This is a genomic window from Paenibacillus sp. CF384, from assembly GCF_900106745.1.
Classification (GTDB): Bacteria; Bacillota; Bacilli; order Paenibacillales; family Paenibacillaceae; genus Paenibacillus_Z.
The window spans coordinates 1,132,863-1,153,944 of record NZ_FNNV01000001.1 but is presented as its reverse complement, the minus strand read 5'-3'; the positions used below and the strand labels follow the sequence as shown (position 1 = coordinate 1,153,944).

The 21,082-nt window shown below is 51.1% G+C and carries 26 protein-coding genes; 23 read left to right on the top strand and 3 right to left on the bottom strand.

The features are described from left to right. Positions 1-67: 67 nt before the first annotated feature. Positions 68-1,321 carry an aspartate kinase gene (locus BLW29_RS05555; RefSeq protein WP_090976932.1) on the top strand — a complete coding sequence of 418 codons (1,254 nt, stop codon included), beginning with the start codon at positions 68-70 and terminating at the stop codon, positions 1,319-1,321. A 79-nt stretch (positions 1,322-1,400) separates the two neighbouring features. Here BLW29_RS05555 and BLW29_RS05550 read toward each other — a convergent pair whose 3' ends face one another. The 3 genes from BLW29_RS05550 to BLW29_RS05540 all read right to left on the bottom strand — a co-directional run bounded on the left by BLW29_RS05550 (position 1,401) and on the right by BLW29_RS05540 (position 3,550). Beyond that, the gene (locus BLW29_RS05550) at positions 1,401-1,862 is read right to left on the bottom strand and encodes a DUF441 domain-containing protein (RefSeq protein ID WP_090976930.1); all 462 of its coding nucleotides are present in this window, start codon (positions 1,860-1,862) and stop codon (positions 1,401-1,403) included. A 108-nt stretch (positions 1,863-1,970) separates the two neighbouring features. Further along, the gene (locus tag BLW29_RS05545; protein ID WP_090976927.1) at positions 1,971-2,681 is read right to left on the bottom strand and encodes a 2-phosphosulfolactate phosphatase; all 711 of its coding nucleotides are present in this window, start codon (positions 2,679-2,681) and stop codon (positions 1,971-1,973) included. A gap of 29 nt (positions 2,682-2,710) precedes the next feature. Then, a complete protein-coding gene (locus BLW29_RS05540) occupies positions 2,711-3,550 on the bottom strand; it encodes a phosphosulfolactate synthase (protein ID WP_090976925.1) in 840 nt (279 codons plus the stop codon). Positions 3,551-3,754: 204 nt separating this feature from the next. Here BLW29_RS05540 and BLW29_RS05535 point away from each other — a divergent pair, with 204 nt between their 5' ends. The 22 genes from BLW29_RS05535 to BLW29_RS05425 all read left to right on the top strand — a co-directional run bounded on the left by BLW29_RS05535 (position 3,755) and on the right by BLW29_RS05425 (position 21,045). Next, entirely contained in the window at positions 3,755-4,021 is a 267-nt protein-coding gene (locus BLW29_RS05535; RefSeq protein WP_090976922.1) for a YqhV family protein, read from the top strand. A 149-nt stretch (positions 4,022-4,170) separates the two neighbouring features. Further along, the gene (gene spoIIIAA / locus BLW29_RS05530; RefSeq protein ID WP_090976920.1) at positions 4,171-5,181 is read left to right on the top strand and encodes a stage III sporulation protein AA; all 1,011 of its coding nucleotides are present in this window, start codon (positions 4,171-4,173) and stop codon (positions 5,179-5,181) included. Further along, the gene (gene spoIIIAB / locus BLW29_RS05525) at positions 5,174-5,692 is read left to right on the top strand and encodes a stage III sporulation protein SpoIIIAB (protein ID WP_090976917.1); all 519 of its coding nucleotides are present in this window, start codon (positions 5,174-5,176) and stop codon (positions 5,690-5,692) included. Before spoIIIAA ends, spoIIIAB begins: the two co-directional genes overlap by 8 nt. Before the next feature lie 15 nt (positions 5,693-5,707). Next, a complete protein-coding gene (gene spoIIIAC / locus BLW29_RS05520; RefSeq protein WP_090976915.1) occupies positions 5,708-5,911 on the top strand; it encodes a stage III sporulation protein AC in 204 nt (67 codons plus the stop codon). Positions 5,912-5,941: 30 nt separating this feature from the next. Then, positions 5,942-6,337, top strand: coding sequence for a stage III sporulation protein AD (gene spoIIIAD / locus BLW29_RS05515; RefSeq protein ID WP_090976913.1), 396 nt, complete (start codon positions 5,942-5,944; stop codon positions 6,335-6,337). 6 nt (positions 6,338-6,343) lie between these two features. Next, entirely contained in the window at positions 6,344-7,627 is a 1,284-nt protein-coding gene (spoIIIAE, locus tag BLW29_RS05510; RefSeq protein ID WP_090976910.1) for a stage III sporulation protein AE, read from the top strand. A gap of 23 nt (positions 7,628-7,650) precedes the next feature. Continuing rightward, a complete protein-coding gene (gene spoIIIAF, locus BLW29_RS05505; RefSeq protein WP_143044353.1) occupies positions 7,651-8,376 on the top strand; it encodes a stage III sporulation protein AF in 726 nt (241 codons plus the stop codon). Positions 8,377-8,394: 18 nt separating this feature from the next. Then, complete coding sequence (spoIIIAG, locus tag BLW29_RS05500) at positions 8,395-9,033, top strand: stage III sporulation protein AG (protein ID WP_090976908.1); 639 nt, start codon at positions 8,395-8,397, stop codon at positions 9,031-9,033. A 36-nt stretch (positions 9,034-9,069) separates the two neighbouring features. Then, the gene (locus tag BLW29_RS05495) at positions 9,070-9,777 is read left to right on the top strand and encodes a SpoIIIAH-like family protein (protein ID WP_090976906.1); all 708 of its coding nucleotides are present in this window, start codon (positions 9,070-9,072) and stop codon (positions 9,775-9,777) included. Between the two features lie 273 nt (positions 9,778-10,050). Further along, on the top strand, positions 10,051-10,548 hold the full coding sequence (gene accB / locus BLW29_RS05490) for an acetyl-CoA carboxylase biotin carboxyl carrier protein (RefSeq protein ID WP_090976904.1): 498 nt from the start codon (positions 10,051-10,053) through the stop codon (positions 10,546-10,548). Between the two features lie 55 nt (positions 10,549-10,603). Next, the gene (gene accC / locus BLW29_RS05485) at positions 10,604-11,962 is read left to right on the top strand and encodes an acetyl-CoA carboxylase biotin carboxylase subunit (RefSeq protein ID WP_090976901.1); all 1,359 of its coding nucleotides are present in this window, start codon (positions 10,604-10,606) and stop codon (positions 11,960-11,962) included. A 139-nt stretch (positions 11,963-12,101) separates the two neighbouring features. Beyond that, positions 12,102-12,509 carry an Asp23/Gls24 family envelope stress response protein gene (locus tag BLW29_RS05480; protein ID WP_090976899.1) on the top strand — a complete coding sequence of 136 codons (408 nt, stop codon included), beginning with the start codon at positions 12,102-12,104 and terminating at the stop codon, positions 12,507-12,509. A gap of 99 nt (positions 12,510-12,608) precedes the next feature. After that, positions 12,609-13,172 carry an alkaline shock response membrane anchor protein AmaP gene (gene amaP / locus BLW29_RS05475; protein WP_090976897.1) on the top strand — a complete coding sequence of 188 codons (564 nt, stop codon included), beginning with the start codon at positions 12,609-12,611 and terminating at the stop codon, positions 13,170-13,172. Between the two features lie 11 nt (positions 13,173-13,183). Beyond that, complete coding sequence (locus BLW29_RS05470; RefSeq protein WP_371264674.1) at positions 13,184-13,414, top strand: DUF2273 domain-containing protein; 231 nt, start codon at positions 13,184-13,186, stop codon at positions 13,412-13,414. Positions 13,415-13,520: 106 nt separating this feature from the next. After that, entirely contained in the window at positions 13,521-13,973 is a 453-nt protein-coding gene (nusB, locus tag BLW29_RS05465) for a transcription antitermination factor NusB (RefSeq protein ID WP_090976893.1), read from the top strand. Positions 13,974-14,097: 124 nt separating this feature from the next. Next, positions 14,098-14,958: a bifunctional methylenetetrahydrofolate dehydrogenase/methenyltetrahydrofolate cyclohydrolase FolD gene (folD, locus tag BLW29_RS05460; RefSeq protein ID WP_090976891.1), complete on the top strand. Its 861-nt coding sequence runs from the start codon at positions 14,098-14,100 to the stop codon at positions 14,956-14,958. Between the two features lie 11 nt (positions 14,959-14,969). Next, positions 14,970-16,322, top strand: coding sequence for an exodeoxyribonuclease VII large subunit (gene xseA, locus BLW29_RS05455; protein ID WP_090976889.1), 1,353 nt, complete (start codon positions 14,970-14,972; stop codon positions 16,320-16,322). A gap of 3 nt (positions 16,323-16,325) precedes the next feature. Next, positions 16,326-16,583: an exodeoxyribonuclease VII small subunit gene (gene xseB / locus BLW29_RS05450; protein WP_090976887.1), complete on the top strand. Its 258-nt coding sequence runs from the start codon at positions 16,326-16,328 to the stop codon at positions 16,581-16,583. A 2-nt stretch (positions 16,584-16,585) separates the two neighbouring features. Continuing rightward, positions 16,586-17,497 (top strand): polyprenyl synthetase family protein, encoded by a 912-nt coding sequence (locus tag BLW29_RS05445; protein ID WP_371264673.1) that lies wholly within the window; start codon positions 16,586-16,588, stop codon positions 17,495-17,497. Positions 17,498-17,601: 104 nt separating this feature from the next. Continuing rightward, positions 17,602-19,500 (top strand): 1-deoxy-D-xylulose-5-phosphate synthase, encoded by a 1,899-nt coding sequence (dxs, locus tag BLW29_RS05440; protein WP_090976885.1) that lies wholly within the window; start codon positions 17,602-17,604, stop codon positions 19,498-19,500. Positions 19,501-19,517: 17 nt separating this feature from the next. Continuing rightward, complete coding sequence (locus BLW29_RS05435) at positions 19,518-20,351, top strand: TlyA family RNA methyltransferase (protein WP_090976883.1); 834 nt, start codon at positions 19,518-19,520, stop codon at positions 20,349-20,351. A gap of 232 nt (positions 20,352-20,583) precedes the next feature. Then, on the top strand, positions 20,584-21,045 hold the full coding sequence (locus BLW29_RS05425; RefSeq protein WP_090976879.1) for a hypothetical protein: 462 nt from the start codon (positions 20,584-20,586) through the stop codon (positions 21,043-21,045). Positions 21,046-21,082 lie beyond the last annotated feature (37 nt).

Below are 21,082 nucleotides of genomic sequence, written 5' to 3'. Positions count from 1 at the left end.
GATATAATCTTGTTTTATGAAGAACATTAGACTTTACACTTAGAACTGCGTTGGGAGTGGATCAGAAGTGTCGTTGATAGTAATGAAGTTCGGCGGCAGCTCCGTCGGCTCAACAGAGCGGATGCAACGGGTTGCAAGGCGAATCGCCGATTATAAGGAAGCCGGTCATAAGGTTGTAGTAGTCGTCTCCGCTATGGGAGATACAACCGATGATCTAATTGATCAATCCAAGCTCCTAAACGCGAACCCGCCCGCACGCGAAATGGATATGCTGCTGACGGTAGGCGAACAAATATCGGTTGCGCTGCTTTCGATGGCCATTGATGCAATTGGGCATAAGGCCATGTCATTTACAGGCTGGCAAGCAGGGATTGAGACAGAAGCGGTACATGCGAAAGCACGGATTACGGATATTAAGCCGGATCGTATTTTTGCTGCATTGGACAATGGGTATACGGTTATTGTGGCAGGCTTCCAGGGTTCCACTTCTGAAGGCGAAATCACGACACTTGGCCGTGGCGGTTCCGATACGACGGCCGTAGCGCTGGCTGCTGCCATTAAAGCGGATGTCTGTGAAATTTACACGGATGTCGACGGTATCTATTCTACTGATCCGCGCGTAGTCAAAGTTGCTCGTAAATTGGATGAGATTTCATACGATGAAATGCTCGAGCTCGCAAATTTAGGCGCAGCCGTGCTTCATCCACGAGCAGTAGAATATGCCAAAAATTATAATGTGCGTCTTGTAGTTCGTTCTAGCTTTACGCAAAATGAAGGCACGAGTGTGAAGGAGGAAGCGGTCATGGAACAAGGGATGGTCGTTCGCGGCATCGCCTATGACAAAAACGTAGCACGTATCAGCATTCTGGGTGTAGAAGATATTCCGGGCGTACTTGCTAAAGTGTTCGGCGCGCTTGCTTCTAGCGGCATTGACGTCGATATCATCGTTCAAAGCGGCACCCAAGACGGCAAAGCAGACTTTGCATTCACGGTTTCCCTGAACGATAAAGATAGAGCAATCGCAGTCGTAGAAAGCATCCGCGGCGAAGTGCCGTACCGTGAAGTTACCTCCGAAGTGGATCTCGTTAAAGTCTCCATCGTTGGCGCAGGCATGGTCAGCAACCCCGGTGTTGCCGCGAAAATGTTCGCAGCGATCTACGAGCTGGGCATCAGCATCAAGCTGGTTTCGACATCCGAGATTCGGTTATCGGTTGTTATTGCTGCCGATACGGTTCATGATGTTATCCGTGCGCTTCATACGGCATATGGACTTGACACTGCTGAGCAAGTATTTGTTGGCGGACCACAAGACAGACGATAAGCGTTTAGACAGATCGAAAAAAGGACAGCAGCGCCATAGAGCGCTGCTGTCCTTTTTGCTGCCGAACTGGATTTCTCGCTTAGAAACGATCCGCAATAAAGCTGAATAGCTTAAACAAGATCGCCGTTATTCCGGCGGCCATCAGAGGTCCGACCGGTATGCCGCGCAGAAACACAATACCAATGATGGATCCGACCACGAGGCCTACGATAAGCTGAGGATCGAACTTTAGCATTTCAAGGCCTTTACCGTTCACATAGGTGGCGATCGCGCCTCCGGTCAGTGCCAAGATGCCGGGCCAGGAGGTGATGACGTTCATCATGTCCTTGGAATTGATCCGCTCGGAAGCGAATGGGACGAGAACGCTGAACGTCAGAAATAACAAACCAAGCTCGAGTCCCCGGCGTTCGATCGTAGGGAGAAATCGATCCAAATGGACGAGCTTGACGATCAGCAGCACGCAGGCTGCGGTTGAAATAATCGGCGATCGGCCGATTAAACCGATAACGATCAGAAGAACAAGAACGACTTCCCCGCTCATGCTTGTAGACTCCTTCAATTCGGATGTCACCGCCTTCGCGCCTCATGCGCAGGCGCCCATACTCCATTGTATGGAACAAGCCTCCCGGTTATGTCAGATCTCCCTCGCTCAGCTCTGGACGAGCGTATCGCCTTGCATCCTCGGTACGATTCCGCTTATATTCACTTGGCTGCAGCGCTCAATATCCCGACCGCTGCCATTCTTGTTCAGTCGTTTCCCTGTCGTGCACGATTGAAGCAGCTCATGAATCTTGCCGCCGGCGCTCCTATAGAGTCCGAGCATGGCAGAGCCGATATCGTTCATCTCAAGCGGAGCAGGGCTGAGCTGCTGTAGCTCGCTAATAAGCAAGCCTGCGCATAAGCCGTCCTCAAGCGCGAATTCATCGTGGCTTCCGGCGCACAGCAGCACAATATCGCGGCGCAGCTCCAGCGCCGTACGCGCACAGGCTGCTGCATTATTGAGGGAACCGACAAGCACATGATCGGCTCGCATCGCTTTATGGATGGCACGCGTGCCATTCGTTGTCGTTAATACAATTCGGCGGCCGAGTACGTTGTCGGCAGTGAACTCCTCTGGGGAATTTCCCAGATCAAAGCCGGGAATTTTGCGGCAGAAGCGTTCGCCCGCAATCAGATTGCCGCCGCTTTGCAGCGCCCTCGCTTCGAGGACGGTTTCGACAGGCACAATGCCGGCTGCCCCGGCTTCCAACGCAGCAACGATCGTACTCGTCGCGCGCAGCACATCAATGACGATAGCTGTCCGATGCGTGAAGCGTTCGGATTGCGCTTCGTTGACGTTGGAAATCACTTCGATATGCATACGTGAAACAACATCCTTCCCAAGCTTCCTTAAATCATATAAATAAACGGCTCAACGCGAGCGCCAAAATGAAACGTATCTGAGCGGAGTCCGCGGCGCATCGTCTCCAGCGCCATTACTTCCGTAGGTTGAATATTGCCTAAATTCACTTCTGAGCCGAACGTTTGCAGGAGCAGAACTTGCTGCTGCTTCAACGGCGTTTCCCACATGATGCGAGAAATATCGCCCAGGGAGTGGCTGACAGCTTCCAGCACACTTTGAGAGCAATCACCGTTACGATCGAATAATCCCACGTCCATCCCCGATTCTCTCGCTTCAATCGTGACCAATGCGGCACCGGCCTGCCAGTCTGCCTCGGCTGTTACAACTAATTCTTGGGCATCCACAAGTGAGCCGGACAGTTTCTTGCCGTATTCGGTAACGACATGCAGACCGTTGGCAAGACCTTCTTTAATGAGATCCGTACGGAGCTTGCGGCTGAGCTCGATGGTACCATCGGAAACCTCGATTCCATTAAATCCGAGTCGGCATACCGTTCGGAAGAAAGCAGGCACAACTTCCTGCTGCACGGCGGTCTCAAGCAGCGTTCCACCGGGCATGATCGTAAGTCCGCATCGTTTGGCCAGTTCGATCTTGCTCAAGAGCAGATCGGTTGGATAGAGGGGGGCTGTACCGAAACCCAGCTTGATGCAATCGATGTACCCAGCTGCTGTTTCGAGCAGATCTGAGAACGCATGACGTCCGAGTCCTTTGTCAATGACCATGGTTTTACCGCGTCCGGAAGTCCGGTGCGCATTCTGGGCGACCTCACGCTGGCCGCTTGGATCGTGTAAGGCCGAAGGCCAAGTAGCCTGTGTAATCGATCTCATGATATCTCCTCGCAATCGTTTCTTTTCCACAGCAATATATGCAGGGAGCCCAGAGCGTGTGCGAGGGGGAATGTGCCTCTTATTCGTAGTTTGCCAAAGTTGTGAGAATGAAAGAGAGACAGGCTTGCATAGGCTGTAGAAGAGCCGGGCGTTCTAGCATTACGTGCTGCGCGCTCCTGTTCACTAGGGAAAGAGGCGATAGAGATGCTTAACAAAATCGTGCTTAGTATGGCGTCGATTCGCATGTTCTCCGGCTCGCTGGAGATCATGGCCGCACTGCTGATGCTGCGTCTGAACCAAATTGATAAAGCGCTTGTTGTGAATTCATCACTTGCACTTGTAGGGCCGTTCGTGCTTATCTCGACGACAATGATCGGCCTCGTAGGTCTCTCGGATAAAATATCGTTTGCCAAAATGCTCTGGATCGTTTGCGGGGTCGCTTGCATTCTGATCGGTGTGCTCAAGAAATGAATGAAGAAGGCTACTGCAAAGGTTCACTATAGCGGGGAATCTAGTCATATTACGCGGTCTTGCGGAATAGAATGGGATACAAAGATGGACAATCACTCATCACTCACTCTATCAATCTAGTAGAAACGAAGAGTCGGGAGGGATGCCGGATGCTCAAAAAAGTGCAGCATTTGCTGCCTTCCGAGCTTACAGAGGTGCTCGGACGAATACCGGAGCGGCTGAAAGATGCCGTAGAAGAGATTCGCATCCGAGAGAACAGACCGCTTGAAATCAGCACAGGACTAGCCTTCTGGTTCGTCACTCCGCAAGGGATCCTCCAGCCGAATCCGGAGAATGCGTACAAGCCATCGCCGGAAACATGCCGCAAGCTGCTGGAGCGTGTAACGAATCACTCGCTCTACGCCATGGAAGAAGAACTGCGTCGCGGTTATATCACGGTAGCCGGCGGCCATCGAATCGGACTGGCTGGGCGCACGGTGCTGGAGCAAGGACAAGTTCGCGGCATCCGCGATATTGCCGCTTTTAACGTGCGGATTGCCAGAGAAGTCATCGGCGCCGCTGCATCGCTGCTGCCGAAGCTGCTGGATCATCAGAGACGCTCCTTGCAGTCAACGCTTGTAATCGCGCCGCCTCAGCAAGGCAAGACGACGCTCGTTCGCGATCTGGCTAGGGCGGTCAGCAGCGGCGCCTGGGGACATCCTTCCGCGATGGACTGGCCCGGCCGCAAGGTAGGCATTGTGGATGAGCGCTCCGAAATTGCTGCATGTGTCAGAGGTGTTCCTACCTTTAATGTTGGTCCTCGAACCGATGTGATGGATGCTTGTCCGAAAGCAGAGGGGATGATGATGATGCTTCGCTCGATGTCGCCGGAGATTATGATCGTCGATGAGATCGGCCGCGAAGAGGATGGCGATGCCATTCTGGATGCGAGCCATGCCGGCGTTACGGTCATCGCGACAGCGCATGCCAAGGATCTGGAGGATGCAAGAGGCCGGCCGGTTCTTGGGAGATTGCTCGCTGCCGGGGCATTCCAGCAATGCGTAGAGCTTAGGCGCAATGGCGGAAGCCTGATGAGCCGAGTGCTCCCGGCCGCGGCGGCTGGAAGAGCGCCGGCGGCTAGAGAGCCGACTGCGTGGAAGGGAGGCGATCACCATGGTTGAGTTGATCGGCGCTGCATTAATCTTGTTCGCCGGCACGATGATCGGCTTCCTCCAGGCGTCGCGCTATGCCGCGCGGCCAATCCAGATCAGGCAGCTCATCTACGCCTTGCAGCGGCTTGAGACCGAAATCGGCTATGGGTACACGCCGCTCCCGGAGGCCATCAGCCGCTGCGCAGCTTACTTGCCAGAGCCGATCGCATCCTTGCTCCAAGATGTTAACAGGCGGCTTGAGCAGTCAGATGAGCTGACCTTCCGCGAAAGCTGGGAAGGGGCAGCAAACGCGTTTTGGCCGCATACGGCCATGCGGCAGCCGGAGCAAGCTGCATTGATTCGACTCGGTTCTGCGCTTGGAATCAGCGACAGGGAAGATCAGATTAAGAACCTGAAGCTTGCCATGCAGCAGCTGCAGTCGGAGGAAGAAGCGGCACGGCACGATAGTGCGCGGTTTTCGAAAATGTGGAAGAGCCTCGGAGTTCTCACAGCCGCGCTAGTCGTCATTTTGATTTTGTAGCGGGGTGCCGGAAGAATGAACATTGATGTGAGCGCCATCTTTCAAATTGCCGGAATCGGCATTATCACGGCGATGATCCATACCGTACTCAAGCAGATGGGCAAAGAAGATATGGCGCACTGGGTAACGCTGATCGGCTTTGTCGTCGTCCTTTTTATGGTTGTGAGCCTCTTGAACGATCTGTTTCAAGAAATCAAGACGATCTTCCTGTTTCAATGACGCTACTGGGGCAAGGCGGGTGAACGAAACATGGAAATCATCCAAATCGTCGGGCTCGGTTTAGTTGCGACGGTGCTCGTCCTCGTCGTACGCGAACAGAAGCCGATGTTCGGTTTCTTGCTGGCAGCCTTTACGGGGCTCTTCATTTTCTTGTTTGTCATCGGCAAGATCGAAGCGGTCATCGCGGTGCTGGAGCAGCTGGCTGATCGTTCCGGCATACCATCCATCTACTTGAAGACCATTCTGAAAATTATCGGAATTGCCTACATTGCGGAGTTCGGTTCTCAAATTGTACGAGACGCCGGGCAGGAGAGCATCGCTTCCAAGATTGAATTTGCCGGTAAAATACTCATTCTCGTGCTGGCCGTCCCGATCATCAGCGTCATCGTAGAAACAGTACTCGGCCTTCTGCCGGTGGGGAGTTGAAGCATTATGCGGCGGCACTGGACCATCCGATTCGCGGTGCTGCAAGCATTGCTCTTACTGGGGCTGCTGACGATTCTGCCAATTGCCGCATTTGCGGATTCGCAAACGATCAGTCAGAACAACACGGCAGCCATCGTGGAACGGGCGGCTGCACCGGAAGCGGACGAACCCTCTTCTAACGACAATGCAGCTTCGGTCAATACCAATTTGGCCGGTGATCAGGTCAAGGAGATCAACACGGAAGATGTAGAGAAATATTGGAACAAGCTGATGTCGGAATACGGGGGATTCTTCCCGGATAACAATGTGCCAAGCTTCGCCGAAATGATCATGCCCGGCGGCGAAGGGTTGAAGCTGACAACGGTGCTTGCGGGACTGCTCAAGTATGTGCTGCACGAAATTTTGTATAACGGCAAGCTGCTGGTCACCATTGTCATTCTAACCGTGTTCAGCATGATGCTCGAGACGATGCAAACCGCCTTCGAACGCAATGCCGTCAGCAAAGTAGCCTACAGCATCACCTACATGGTCATGATTGTCCTAGCCGTAAACAGCTTCAATGTCGCCATCGGCTACGCGAAGGATGCCATCACCGGGATGATCCAGTTCATGCTTGCCATGGTGCCGCTGCTGCTCACGCTATTAGCCACAATGGGCAGCGTTGTAACGGTGTCGGTGCTTCATCCGCTGATTATTTTCATGATTAATGCCGTCGGCACAGTCATCTATACATTCGTATTCCCGCTGCTGTTCTTCTCGGCTGTCCTGCATATTGCGAGCGCGGTGTCGGATAAGTTCAAGGTGACTCAGCTGGCGAATGTGCTGCGCAACTTCAGTGTTGGTTTGCTCGGAGTCATGCTGACCGTGTTCCTTGGGGTTATCTCCGTGCAGGGAGCTACCGGTTCGGTGACCGACGGCGTTACGATGCGAACGGCCAAGTTTATTACGGGTAATTTCGTTCCTGTCATCGGTCGAACCTTCTCAGATGCGGCAGATACGGTCATGTCGGCTTCCCTGCTTGTGAAGAATGCGATTGGACTTGCAGGCGTGGTCATTATTTTGTTCCTGTGTGCGTTTCCTGCCCTCAAAATCATTACACTTGCGCTTATCTACAACGTATCGGCAGCCATCATGCAGCCACTTGGCGATAGTCCAATCGTGAGCTGTCTGCAAACCATAGGCAAAACGCTGATTTACGTGTTTGCCGCACTGGCTGCTGTCGGACTCATGTTCTTCCTGGCTATCACCATCATCCTTACGGCAGGCAACGCAGCAATCATGATTCGGTAATAAGTTAGGCGGTGGAATTCAACATGATGAACTGGCTGGCGGTTTGGCTGCAGCAAATCATCGCGGTAGTGCTGCTGGCGGGGTTTATCGATCTGCTTCTGCCGAACAAAGCGATGCAGCGTTATGTCAGACTTGTAGCGGGTTTAATCATTCTGCTGACGATCCTTACACCGATCATCCGGCTGCTGCAAGGTGATTTTAACGCCAAACTTGATGCGCAGGTGGAGAACTGGGTCCATAACACGAAGTCGGAGCAATTCCACATGCCAACACTTGAGGATATTCAGCAAAATGCCAAGGATCTGCAGCGCAAGCAGCAGTCAGCAGCAACAGCACTAACCGAGCAGAAGCTGGAGGCGGCGATGAAAACCGAACTGGCAGAGAACGCCGGGCTTCATGCAGCGGCTGTCGACGTCAAGCTGGAATTGAATCAAGACGGGCAATCTGCTCAGATTGCCGGTGTTACCGTAACGCTGCTGCCGCCAGAAGAGCAGGCTGCTGCCAATGCTGAGCAGTCAGACGATGCTAAAGCCGTGGATGAGGTCGAAGCAGTTGAAGTCACCGTGAAGCCGGAATCAACATCAGAAGGTGATCGTCAATCCGCACTTGATGATTCGGATACGGTTGAGAAAGAAGCGCCTGGTGCGGTGACGGATGCGGTGAAAGACGTACTCCGATTAGGCTGGGGCGTGGCGCCACGATTAATTGACGTGAAGGTACAGCAGACTGCTCCGGATGCGGCTTACTAATGAAAGGGGAGAACGACGTTGGCCAATTGGCTGAGCGGGTTGGAGTCAACCATCGGCAAAGGGCAGGGCGGACCTAAGCGGGTGAAGACGCTGCGCTGGCTGCTCATTATCGGCTTAATCGGAATAGGGCTAATGGTGGTCAACTCTTTTCTGTCCTATCAGAAGGTGCCTACCGCAGACCAAGCAGCATCCGGGAAGCCGCCGACCGAAGAAGTTTTCCTCGGTAACAACTCATCCGAGCAGCATTCTTCCTTTGACGGCATCGAGCAGCCGCTTGAGGCGAGGCTCAAAGATATTTTGGAGATGATCGTCGGTGTCGGTTTGGTGGATGTGTTCGTTACCATCGATTCGACGGAAGAAGTTACCGTTCATATCGATGAGAAGGAATCGCAGCAAATTACGAATGAAATCGATAAGAATGGCGGCAAGCGCAGCATTACTTCCATCACTAAGGAAGGCAAGGTCGTGCTCTACAATACGAACGGGGATACAGCTCCGATTATCGTCAAACGTATCCAGCCGAAGGTCCGCGGCGTGCTCATAGTAGCGAAAGGCGCGGAGAACGGCGTGGTCAGACGTTTAATTATAGACGCGGTGGAGAAAGGGCTCAATGTCGCGATTAACCGCATTTCGGTCGTTCCACGCAAGCATCAATAATACCAATTGGACAATGAAAAGGGAGGCTGTTCGTTCATGAACAACAAAAGGCAAACGATTTGGTTAGTATCCATGCTGAGCTTGATGGTCATTTTATCGGCCTATTATTTGTTTACGGAAGATGTAAACCCATCTCAGGTGGCAACTGACGGTACGCAGCAGGAACAAGTTAAGGGAGATGCGACTGAAGCATCCGGTACAACGGCGAACGATGAAGGAATTACTGTTACGGACGTAACGGACGGGACAAGCGCAAATGCAACAGATCCGAATGCAGCTGATTCCACTTCAAATGCTGCGCAGGATCAAGGAACGGCAACAGATCCGGCGGCAACGGCAGCCGCGAATCAGGAAGATCAAGCGGTGCTTGATCAACTCGAGAAAGCCGGCGGCTTCAGCGCCAGCGTATTCAGTCAAATGCAAGAGAAACGTGATCAGAAATTATACGATGAGTATAATAAACTGTATGGCACAATCTCAGATACGAAGCAAGACGACAAAGCAGCCGGTTCAGCAGTCGAACAGTTAAATCTGCTTGAAGACAAGAGCTCTAAGATCACGGGGCTTGAGGAAGAACTGGTGAAGCAGTTCAATAACGCCGCAGTTTATCCGGATGGAGATCGCTATAAAGTCGTTGTACAGAGCGACAAACTAGAGAAAAGCCAAGCGGACAGCATCCTTACAATGGTCATTACAGAGCTCGGTGTTTCGCCGGAGCAAGTCACCATTCAGTACGTCAAGTAAGGCAAATGCGGAAGGCCCCGATGCCAAAGTCAGTGGCAATGGGGCTTTTTCCCATCCGTGATGTATAAAAAATGGGTTCGTGTTCCGCGAGGTTTGTGCTATAATGGTTTCGGTATGTGCAGGTTTGGTAAATGTCACCTTTTTGCAGGGTGCCTATTTCGACCTCACAAAAGTAGAAGCAGGCTGATGCATGCAGTAAGTAAGTAAGTAAGCAGCAACGCAATTACGCAGCGTCTCCTTGCATGAGGCGCAAAAACTTATAGGAGTGAAACGATGTTTAAGCTGAGCGAGATTAAAGAATTGATCAAGCTGGTTGATGGGACTTCCGTACACGAACTTGAAATTGAAAACGATGGCGCCCGCCTGATGATCCGCAAGCCCGGCAAAGCGGAAGTGGTGAATGTACAAGCTGCGTCTCTCGTTCCTACATATACGCAGTCTTACCAGCCGCAAGTTCAACCGGCACAAGGTATGCCTGGCGGTGCTCCGGCAGCAGCGGCTCCACAAGCGCCTGCAGCCAAGGAAGAGAATTATCACCAAATCGTCTCTCCGATGGTCGGTACGTTCTACCGCGCATCGTCGCCTGAGAAAGGTCCTTTCGTCAACGTAGGCGACCGCATTAACGAGAAATCGATCGTATGTATTCTGGAAGCGATGAAGCTGATGAATGAACTGGAAGCGGAAGTTCGCGGCGAGATCGTAGATATTCTCGTTGAGAATGGCCAGCTTGTCGAGTTCGGGCAGCCATTGTTCCTGGTTAAACCGGAGTAGCAGAACACAGCTAAGGTGACACCAAGATACAATGCGCACGAGAGGAGCTTTTACCGTGAAATTCAATAAAATTTTGATTGCCAACCGGGGAGAAATTGCCGTTCGTATTATTCGCGCTTGCCGCGAGCTGGGCATTCAAACCGTTGCCGTCTACTCCGAGGCAGACCGTGAATCGCTTCATGTCCGTTTGGCGGACGAGGCATATTGCATCGGTCCTGTAGCTTCCAAGGACAGCTATCTCAATTTAACTAATATTATGAGCGTTGCAACGTTAACCGATTGCGATGCCATTCATCCCGGCTATGGATTCTTGGCGGAGAATGCGGATTTCGCAGAAATTTGCGAATCCTGCAATGTGACGTTTATCGGACCTTCTCCTCAAGCGATCAGCAAGATGGGCGATAAAGCAGTAGCGAAGCAAACGATGAAAGAAGCCGACGTGCCGATTATTCCGGGCTCCGACGGACTCATCGAGGATATGGACGATGCCATTCGCGTTGCACGCGAAATCGGCTATCCGGTTATTATCAAAGCGACTGCGGGCGGCGGCGGCAAAGGCATTCGGATCGCAGAAGATGAGGAAACCCTAATTTCCCAAATCTCGACAGCACAGAACGAAGCGCAGAAAGCCTTCGGCAATGCAGGCGTGTATTTGGAGAAATATTTGACGGGCATGAAGCACGTCGAAATTCAAATCATGGCCGATAAGCACGGCAATGCGGTTCACTTGTTCGAACGTGATTGTTCGGTGCAGCGTCGTCGGCAGAAGCTCGTAGAGGAAGCGCCATGCCCGGTGCTGAGTCCTGCCATGCGTGAACGCATGGGGCAAGCGGCAGTGCGCGCAGCTCTGGCTGTTCAATATTCAGGTGCCGGAACACTCGAGTTCTTGCTTGGTCCGGATGGTAATTTCTACTTCATGGAGATGAACACTCGTATTCAGGTTGAGCATCCGGTAACGGAAATGATTACCGGCGTAGATTTGATTAAAGAGATGATTTCCGTTGCGGAAGGCAATCCGTTGTCAATCAAACAAGAAGAGCTGAAAATCAACGGTTGGTCGATGGAATGTCGGATCAATGCGGAAGATTCGGAACGCGGCTTTATGCCTTCACCGGGTCAAATTTCGTTCTACTTGCCACCTGGCGGATTGGGCGTTCGCGTAGACAGCGGCGCATATCCGGGCTACACGATATCCCCTCATTATGACTCCATGATTGCGAAGTTGATTGTGTGGGGAGCAACACGCGAGGATGCGATTGCACGGATGAAACGAGCGCTCGCGGAGTTTGCCATCGACGGCATTCGCACGACGATTCCGTTCCACATGAAGCTGCTTAATCATCCAAAGTTTCTCAAAGGAAATTTCGACATCAAGTTCTTAGAGGAAAATGACGTCAACAATCCGGAGGAATAATCGGCTCTAATAGCCGTAAACTCCATCGCAACGGTTTGTCATATTTCCCTCAGAATGCTATAGTATAGGAATGAGAAGCGGATAAGCTATCGGTTTTTCGTTCGGTAGGAAGCTACTTTACGGGAGGTGTAGGATAACCATGAGTACGCTGGCAGCGGACTATGAGAAAACAGACATGGGCACTATTCAAATCGCACCCGAAGTCATTGAAGTGATTGCAGGACTTGCGACAATTGAGGTTCGTGGCGTGGCAGGGATGAGCGGCGGATTTGCCGGGGGCATCGCTGAGCTATTGGGCCGTAAAAATTTGTCCAAAGGCGTAAAGGTTGAGGTAGGTCAACGCGAGGCGGCAGTCGATGTGTCCATCATTGTTGAATATGGTCACAGGATTCCGGAAATTGCGGCAGACATCCAAAACAATGTCAAACGATCGATCGAAATGATGACAGGCTTGCATGTCGTTGAAGTGAATGTTCATATTCATGACGTTCATTTCAAAACGGTTGAGAAGCCGGAAGAAGAAGAGATCCAATTACGAGTCAAATAACGGATCAATCGTGAATGTATGACGACATACCCCTTAGTGGTTGGGCTTGCCGCTCGGCACTAGGGGGTTTTATCTAGTCCGCCCGAGGAGGAACTCTCGTTGATAAGAGTGTTGGACAAGCTTCTGCTGTTTCTATACAGCATCGCGATTGGCGCTGTAGCCGTTATCGCGTTTAGTGCAGGCGTATATTGGTTTCCGGAAGAATGGCTGAACAACCTGGTACATAATTTGTACGGCGGAGAGTACCGCTGGCTGCAAGCGACGGTTATTATTGTTTCCACGATTGTGTTATTGATCAGTCTTCGTTTCCTATACTTAGCGCTTCGTCGCAGCAATGCTTCGGCACCTTCGATTGACCAACGGACGGAATTCGGAGATATTCGCATTTCGCTGGAAACGGTGGAGAACTTGGCGCTTAAAGCGGCGAGCCGTCAGAAAGGTGTCAAGGATTTAAAGGCGCGGATCAGAATCAGTGAAGCGGGTATCGAGGTTTCGCTTCGTGCCATTGCAGATGGTGAGAGCTCTATTCCGACATTGACGGAAGAAATACAGCGTGCTGTCAAATCCCATGTGGAAGAGATTACAGGTATTCCTGTAGCAGGCGTGTCCGTATTTGTAGCTAACATCATCCAAACCGCGAACTTCAAAAGTCGCGTAGAATAGGGGTGATGCCGATGTGGAAGGAAATCTGGACAACCTATGGTGGACGGATCGCCGGTGTGTCTGTAGGTATCATTCTCGGACTCCTTTATTTTATCGTTGGATTTTGGGATATGTTGTTTTTCGGCTTGCTGCTTTGGGTCGGTTATACGATCGGGAAAGTGAAAGACGAGCAAAGCGGCCCTATTATTCCATGGCAACGGGTAACCGAATGGCTTATGGAGAGATGGCGGCCGTTCAAATAGTACTATGGTCTCCTCCGTACCCCGGACATCAGCATGATGTTTGTTCGGGGCAGGGAGGAGATCATATTTTGTAGATCGAATCTGTGCGAAATTGTCAGGAGGCCCCATGAAACGTAGGTTAGCGCGGGAGATTGTGGTACAGAGCTTGTACCAAATGGAAATGAATGAAGAAGCAACTGCAGCGTCAGCTGTCGATATGCTGGTTAGCGAAGTGAATGACGAGAACGAGATTGAGGCCGATGCGGCAGACGTGGAACGGATCGATGAGTATGTCCGTGAAATGGTTCAAGGTGTTATTGAACGCAAGACGGCTATTGATGACATGCTGCAGCATTATTTAACGGGCTGGCAGGTTGATCGTTTATCGCGCGTCGACCGTCAAATATTGCGTCTGGCTTGCTACGAGCTGGTGTTCCGCGATGATGTGCCGCCGAAGGCGATTATCAACGAGGCCATCGAGCTTGCGAAGCATTTTGGAACCGATGAATCCGGTAAGTTTGTCAACGGTGTTCTGGGAAGATTGCTTCAAGCATTGGACGAGCTGAAACCGAAGGCTTAAGTGAAATTGCACGAAGTCGATTAGCTCAATAACGAGTAGTACGAGCCCCTTAGAGCCCTCCATCAAGAGGGATTTAAGGGGCTTACAAAAATGTATATTTATAGACAGAAATGGGAGTGAGTACATGACTGCACAACGTATTGAGGGAAAAGTCATTTCAGATGCCATTCGTTCGGAGATTAGTGAAGCTGCGGCGAAGCTTGCTGCAATGGATATTAAACCCGGTCTGGCGGTAGTTCTGGTTGGTGAAGATCCGGCTTCCAAAGTTTATGTGGGAAGCAAAGAGAAAGCATGCCAGCAGCTTGGGTTCTACTCGGAAGTACATAGACTGGATGCAGCGACCTCGCAAGAACAGCTGCTCGCTTTAATCGATAAGTTGAACAATCAAACGAACATTCATGGCATTCTCGTGCAATTGCCGCTGCCTAAGCATATTGATGAGAAAGCGGTCATCGATGCAATCAGCACGGCTAAAGATGTTGATGGTTTCCACCCGGAAAGCGTGGGCAACCTCGTGATCGGCGATGACAGCTTGCTGCCATGTACGCCTGCCGGTGTAATCGAGATGATCAAACGGACAGGACTGCCAATTGCAGGCAAACATGCCGTTGTTATCGGTCGCAGTAATATTGTCGGCAAACCGGTTTCCATGCTGCTGCTTAGAGAACATGCAACCGTGACGATCTGTCATTCCAGAACGGCTAACATGGAAGAGATCGCACGTACTGCAGATATTCTTGTAGTGGCAATCGGCAAAGCCAAAGCAATCGGTCGCCAGTTCGTTAAGCCAGGCGCTATCGTAATCGATGTTGGCATTAACCGTCTGGAAGACGGCAAGCTTGCAGGCGACGTGGATTATGATGATGTTCTCGAAACAGCGGGCTATATTACGCCTGTGCCGGGCGGCGTTGGTCCTATGACAATTACCATGCTGATGCAAAACACACTTAAAGCGGCTAAACAACAACACGCAATTAAGGAGTGAGTAATCCGAAGATGGCTGAACCGGCGCGTATACTTTCGATTAAAGAAATAAACCGCTATATCGGGATGAAGCTGGAATCGGACGAGCTGCTCAGCGATGTTTGGCTGCGCGGGGAAATATCAAATTTTACGCATCATTCCAGCGGACATATGTATTTCACCCTAAAGGACAAAGACAGCCGGTTGAAATGCATTATGTTTGCTTCCTATAATCAGAAACTTCCGTTCATCCCGAAGGAAGGTGCCAAGGTACTGGCACGCGGTAATATTTCCGTCTATGAACGAGATGGCAATTATCAATTTTATTGTACGTCGATGCAGCCGGATGGAATCGGCAGTCTGTATCTGGCTTATGAACAGTTGAAACGGAAGCTTCAAGACGAGGGGCTGTTTGATGGGGCCAGAAAAAGGCCGATTCCTCGTTTTCCCAAAGCGATCGGAATTATTACTTCGCCAACCGGCGCTGCCGTGAGAGACATCATCATTACGCTGCAGCGCCGTCACCCTTCTGTGCCGGTGCTGCTTTTTCCCGTATTGGTTCAAGGGACTGGCGCAGCACCATCGATTGTAAAAGCGATCGAAACCATGAACCGATTAGCCGAAGTAGACGTATTAATAATTGGCCGGGGCGGAGGCTCTTTGGAAGAGCTTTGGGCCTTCAATGAAGAATCTGTGGCAAGAAGCATTGCGAGGTCAGCCATTCCGATTATTTCCGCTGTCGGTCACGAGACGGATTTTACGATAGCTGACTTTGTGGCGGATCTTCGCGCGGCTACGCCTACAGCTGCAGCTGAGCTGGCTGTTACGAGTATGCAAGAGATGAGAACACGACTCGCACAAGTGGAATCCAGACTCGTACAGAATCTTCGCATGACGCTGCAGAACCGGAAGGATCGACTTTCAAGGCTGCGCAAATCACCGCTTTTCTTGAACCCGCGCAAGTATCTGCTCCAGCATGCCGAACGGCTTGACCGAACGGAGGAGAGATTAAAGGCGAGAGCCATTCGTTTCGCGGAGAAACATCGAGAGCGGTACGATGCACTTAATCGAGCATTGACTCGTGTTCATCCCGGAGCTCAAGCCGTGCTTGCAGCCAAACAGCTGGAACGGTTAACCGCTCGATTAGACTCAACCATGCAGCAAGGCTTGAAGGCGCGGCGGGTGCAGCTACTGGCTTCCATTCGTCAGTTGGATGCACTTAGTCCCCTTAAGGTCATGTCCCGGGGATATAGTCTGGTTTACGATGACAAGGATCAGAAGCTCATTAAATCCGTTTCCGATGTACAGCTTGGCGATTTGCTCCACGTGAAGGTAGCCGATGGTCAGCTGGAATGTCAGGTTTGGGGAATGAAAGGGGAGGCCTAACAGATGGCAGCAGCTAAAGAACAAGAAGCGTTGAGCTTTGAGGCGGCAATGGAGCGCTTGGAGTCGATCGTAAATAAGCTCGAGAGCGGCGATGTTCCACTGGAAACGGCAATCGAGCTTTTTCAAGAAGGGATGAAGCTCTCTTCATTGTGCGGCTCCAAGCTCGAACAAGTAGAACGGAAGATCGAAGTTCTAATTGAATCCGAAAATGGCTTACATAAAAAACCGTTTGCGCAAGCAAACGAAGATAGAGGGGAATAACAGTGAAAACTTCGGTTTCTACTGCAGATTATTTAACACGCTCCGTTCTGGAAATCGAAGAAGCGCTGCAGTCATCCCTTCCGCTCGGATGGGATATTCCGTCTAAGCTTCGTGAAGCTATGATGTACTCCCTTCAAGCGGGCGGCAAGCGTCTTCGTCCGATTCTTGTGCTCACGGCTGCCGAAGCAGTCGGCCAAGATCCAAAGGCTCGTAAGCAAGCGATGCCAATTGCTTGCGCGATTGAGATGATTCATACGTATTCGCTCGTACATGATGATTTGCCTGCGATGGATAACGATGATTATCGCCGAGGCAAATTGACGAATCATAAAGTATTCGGCGAAGCAATGGCTATTCTGGCCGGCGACGGGCTGCTCACCCATGCTTTCTACGCTGTGACGCAGGCTTCTGCGCTTGGCGCATCGCCGGAGACAGCACTTGCGATTGTAGCAGACCTCGCTAAGCTTGCTGGTGCTGCGGGGATGGTCGGCGGACAAGTGGCTGATATTCTTGGAGAGCAAGGCGTTACTTCACTCGAAGAGCTGGAATATATCCACTTGCACAAAACAAGCGATTTGATCGTATTCTCTGTGCTGGCCGGTGCTCGAATCGGCGGAGCCAGCGATCAGCAGCTGGAATCGCTGCAGCAATTTGCACGAAAGCTCGGTCTGGCGTTTCAAATCCAGGACGATATTCTCGATTTGATCGGTGACGAGTCGAAGCTCGGCAAGCCGGTTCAAAGCGATGTGGAGCAGCAGAAGGTAACCTATCCTTTTCTGATCGGGATGGATGAAAGCCTTGCACTCGTAGAGCGGCTGACCCAAGATGCGAAGCAGGCGCTTGCAGAAGCAAAACTTGCAATGCCCGATTATTTGCTCGCAATTGCGGATTATTTAATGCGCAGAGATCATTAATATAGCGAGATTTGGGATTTTTGCATCGTTCTATGTTATAATTTAGCCACATTTGGAGTTCGTTGGACAACGGGGATTGCCCACCGGGAAAGCGAGGAAATACCGTGTTACTGGAACACATTCACGATCCTAAAGATTTGAAATCTCTCACGGTTGCACAATTAGAACAGCTCGCAGCTGAGATTCGTGCTTTTCTCATCGAGAAGCTATCGGAGACGGGAGGACATCTTGCGCCGAACTTAGGCGTCGTTGAGCTTACTTTAGCGCTGCATTATTTATTTGACAGCCCTAAGGATAAGTTTCTTTTTGACGTAGGCCATCAATCATACGTTCATAAAATGTTAACGGGTCGTATGGATCAATTCGATACACTTCGTAAATATAAGGGTCTTTGCGGTTTCATCAAACGCTCTGAAAGCCCGCACGATGTATGGGAAGCAGGACACAGCAGCACATCGCTGTCTGCTGCAATGGGAATGGCGCTCGCGCGCGATTTGAAGGGCGAGAAGAACAAGGTTGTCGCGATTATCGGCGATGGCGCGTTAACCGGCGGTATGGCGCTGGAAGCGCTCAACCATATCGGGCATGAGAAGAAGAATCTATTGGTCATTCTCAATGACAATGAAATGTCCATTGCGCCGAATGTAGGCGCTCTACATCATTATCTCGGCAAGATCAGAACCGATCGCCATTATCAGAAGGCGAAGGAAGAATTGAATCAACTGTTGAACAAAATTCCGGCAATCGGCGGCAAACTTGCTAAGACGGCGGAACGATTAAAGGACAGCGTGAAATATTTGCTCATGAGCGGTATTTTGTTTGAACAGTTCGGATTCACCTACTTCGGGCCTGTCGACGGTCACGATCTGGAGCAATTGACGGAGCTGCTGGAGCAGGCGAGCCATGTACCGGGTCCGGTTCTGGTACACGTTATTACGACTAAAGGCAAAGGCTATTCGCCGGCGGAAGCCGATTCTCATAAATGGCATGGCATCTCACCATACAAAATTGAGTCTGGTCAAGTGTTGAAGGCCGTTGGTCCGCCGATGTATACGGAAGTATTCAGCGATGCATTGATGGATCTGGCTGATGAAGATAACCGAATTGTAGCGGTGACGCCAGCGATGCCGGGCGGATCCGGGTTAATCAAATTCGCTGCCAAATATCCGAATCGTATGATTGATGTGGGTATTGCCGAGCAGCATGCGGCAACGATGTGCGCAGCGATGGCACTTGAAGGACTTAAACCGGTTTATGCGGTTTATTCGACTTTCCTGCAACGTGCGTATGACCAAGTCGTTCACGACATTTGCCGCCAGAATACGAATGTCGTATTTGCGATAGACCGTGCAGGCTTCGTCGGACCGGATGGCGAGACGCATCAAGGGGTTTACGACATTCCTTTCTTGCGCCACATTCCGAATATGGTGCTGATGATGCCTAAGGATGAGAACGAGCTGCGCCGCATGATGAAGACGGCGATCGATTATAATGAAGGGCCAATTGCGATTCGATATCCTCGAATTAACGGAGTTGGCGTACAAATTGATAAAGAAATGAAGCCGATTCCTTTTGGTACTTGGGAAACCGTGCGTGAAGGTGACTCAGCAGTCATCGCGGCGATCGGTCCAATGGTTCAAGTCGCGGAAGAAGCTGCCGAACTGTTGAAACGCGAAGGCCTCAATGTACGCGTGGTTAACGCGAGATTTATTAAACCGATGGATGAAACGATGCTGCTGCAGATCGCTAAAGAAGGTTTGAATATGCTTGTCTTGGAGGAAGGTGCTGTACAAGGCGGCTTGGGCAGTGCGGTGTTGGAATTCTATTCATTGCATAATGAACATAATATTTCGGTTCGCATTATGGGCGTTCCGGATCTATTTGTGGAACATGGGTCAATTAAAGAACAGCGGCAGGAAGTCGGCCTTACTGCCGAACATGCGGCTGCTGAACTGAAGACACTGCTGCCGCGGCTTCGCAAACGCGTAACCGGCCAAGTGTAGAAGAGCAGGAGAAACCGATGACGATCGCGAAAGAACGAATTGATATTTTGTTAGTAGAGCAAGGCTTCTACGACAGCCGCGTGAAAGCGAAGGCGGCACTGATGGCAGGACTTGTCATCGTTGACGGTGAGCGTATCGAGAAGAGCGGCATGAAGGTGCCTAGGACGGCTTCTATCGTTGTTAAAGGTGCGCTGCATCCCTATGTCAGCCGCGGCGGTTTGAAGCTTGAGAAGGCGATCAAGCAATTCCAACTGGAGCTGGGTGGAGCGGTTATGCTCGATATCGGCGCTTCCACCGGCGGTTTTACGGATTGTGCACTGCAGAACGGAGCGGCGTATGTGTATGCTGTCGACGTCGGCTACAATCAATTGGATTGGTCTCTGCGCCAGGATGAACGCGTCAATGTAATGGAGCGTACCAACTTCAGATATACGGTTCCGGAAGATCTGCAGGGGCCTCAGCCGACATTTGCGACTATTGACGTTTCCTTCATCTCACTGAAGCTCATTCTGCCAACGCTTGGCACGCTGCTTAAACAAGGAGCGGGAATTGTAGCACTCATTAAACCGCAATTCGAGGCAGGTCGCGAGAAGGTGCCTAAATCCGGCGTCGTGCGAGAATCTGCCGTACACCGAGAAGTGCTTGGGCAAGTACTCGGAATGGCAGCTTCAGAAGGTTATGTGCTGGAGCAGCTCACTTACTCACCGATTACCGGCGGAGAAGGCAATATTGAATTTCTGGCTTATTGGCGATGGGAACCGGGCAGTCAATCGGAGCCTCCGGGCGAAGACGCTATTGCGGCCGTCGTGAAAGAAGCTGCTGGGACATTCTCGCAAGAGAGTAAAGTGTAAGGAATGAAAGCCTTTCTTCATGGCAGCAGCCGTGATGAAAGGCTTTTTATGTTTTTTTGGGCGGCCCCTCTTTGCAGGATGGATATAATTTGGTACACTAGGAACGAAACCAAACAAACGTTCGGTATTAGACCGAAACCTCTGGCAGATGGAGTCATCTTGTTAGAGGAAAACCTTCCGATAAAGCGAAATGAATAGGGGTATACCTTATCATCATGCTGGAGGGATCCTGATGGGAAACTACGGGGACTGGCTGGTTATGGTCGTCGCTGGCGGGCTGATCTTGTTCTGGCTCTATCGCATGTTTTACCGCTGGCTTCACGAACCGCCGGGAATGAATACGAAGCTTCTAATTAGCGATGCAGAAGATGTACGCGATGATGATATCAACGTACAGTTTCTGGAGAAAGCCGGTTATGAGGTCACGCATGGCAAGTACCGAATCCCGATCGAGATCGATTTAGACGGGACTAAATTGCACAGCCGATTATTTATCGATTTATTTGCAGAGAAAGATGGCAAACATTATATTGTAAAAACAGCGCGTGAACGGATGCCGATTGATTGGACAGGCAGCGGCGTTCGGGACCGATTGCTTGTCTACGCACTGCTATTGCCTGAGTGCGAAGGGGTGCTGTTTGTGGATCATAAGGAGCTTACCATTCGCATCATCACATTTCGATTCGGGTCCTAACAAAGTAATGGCACAAGTTCGAATGCATAGGTCGATT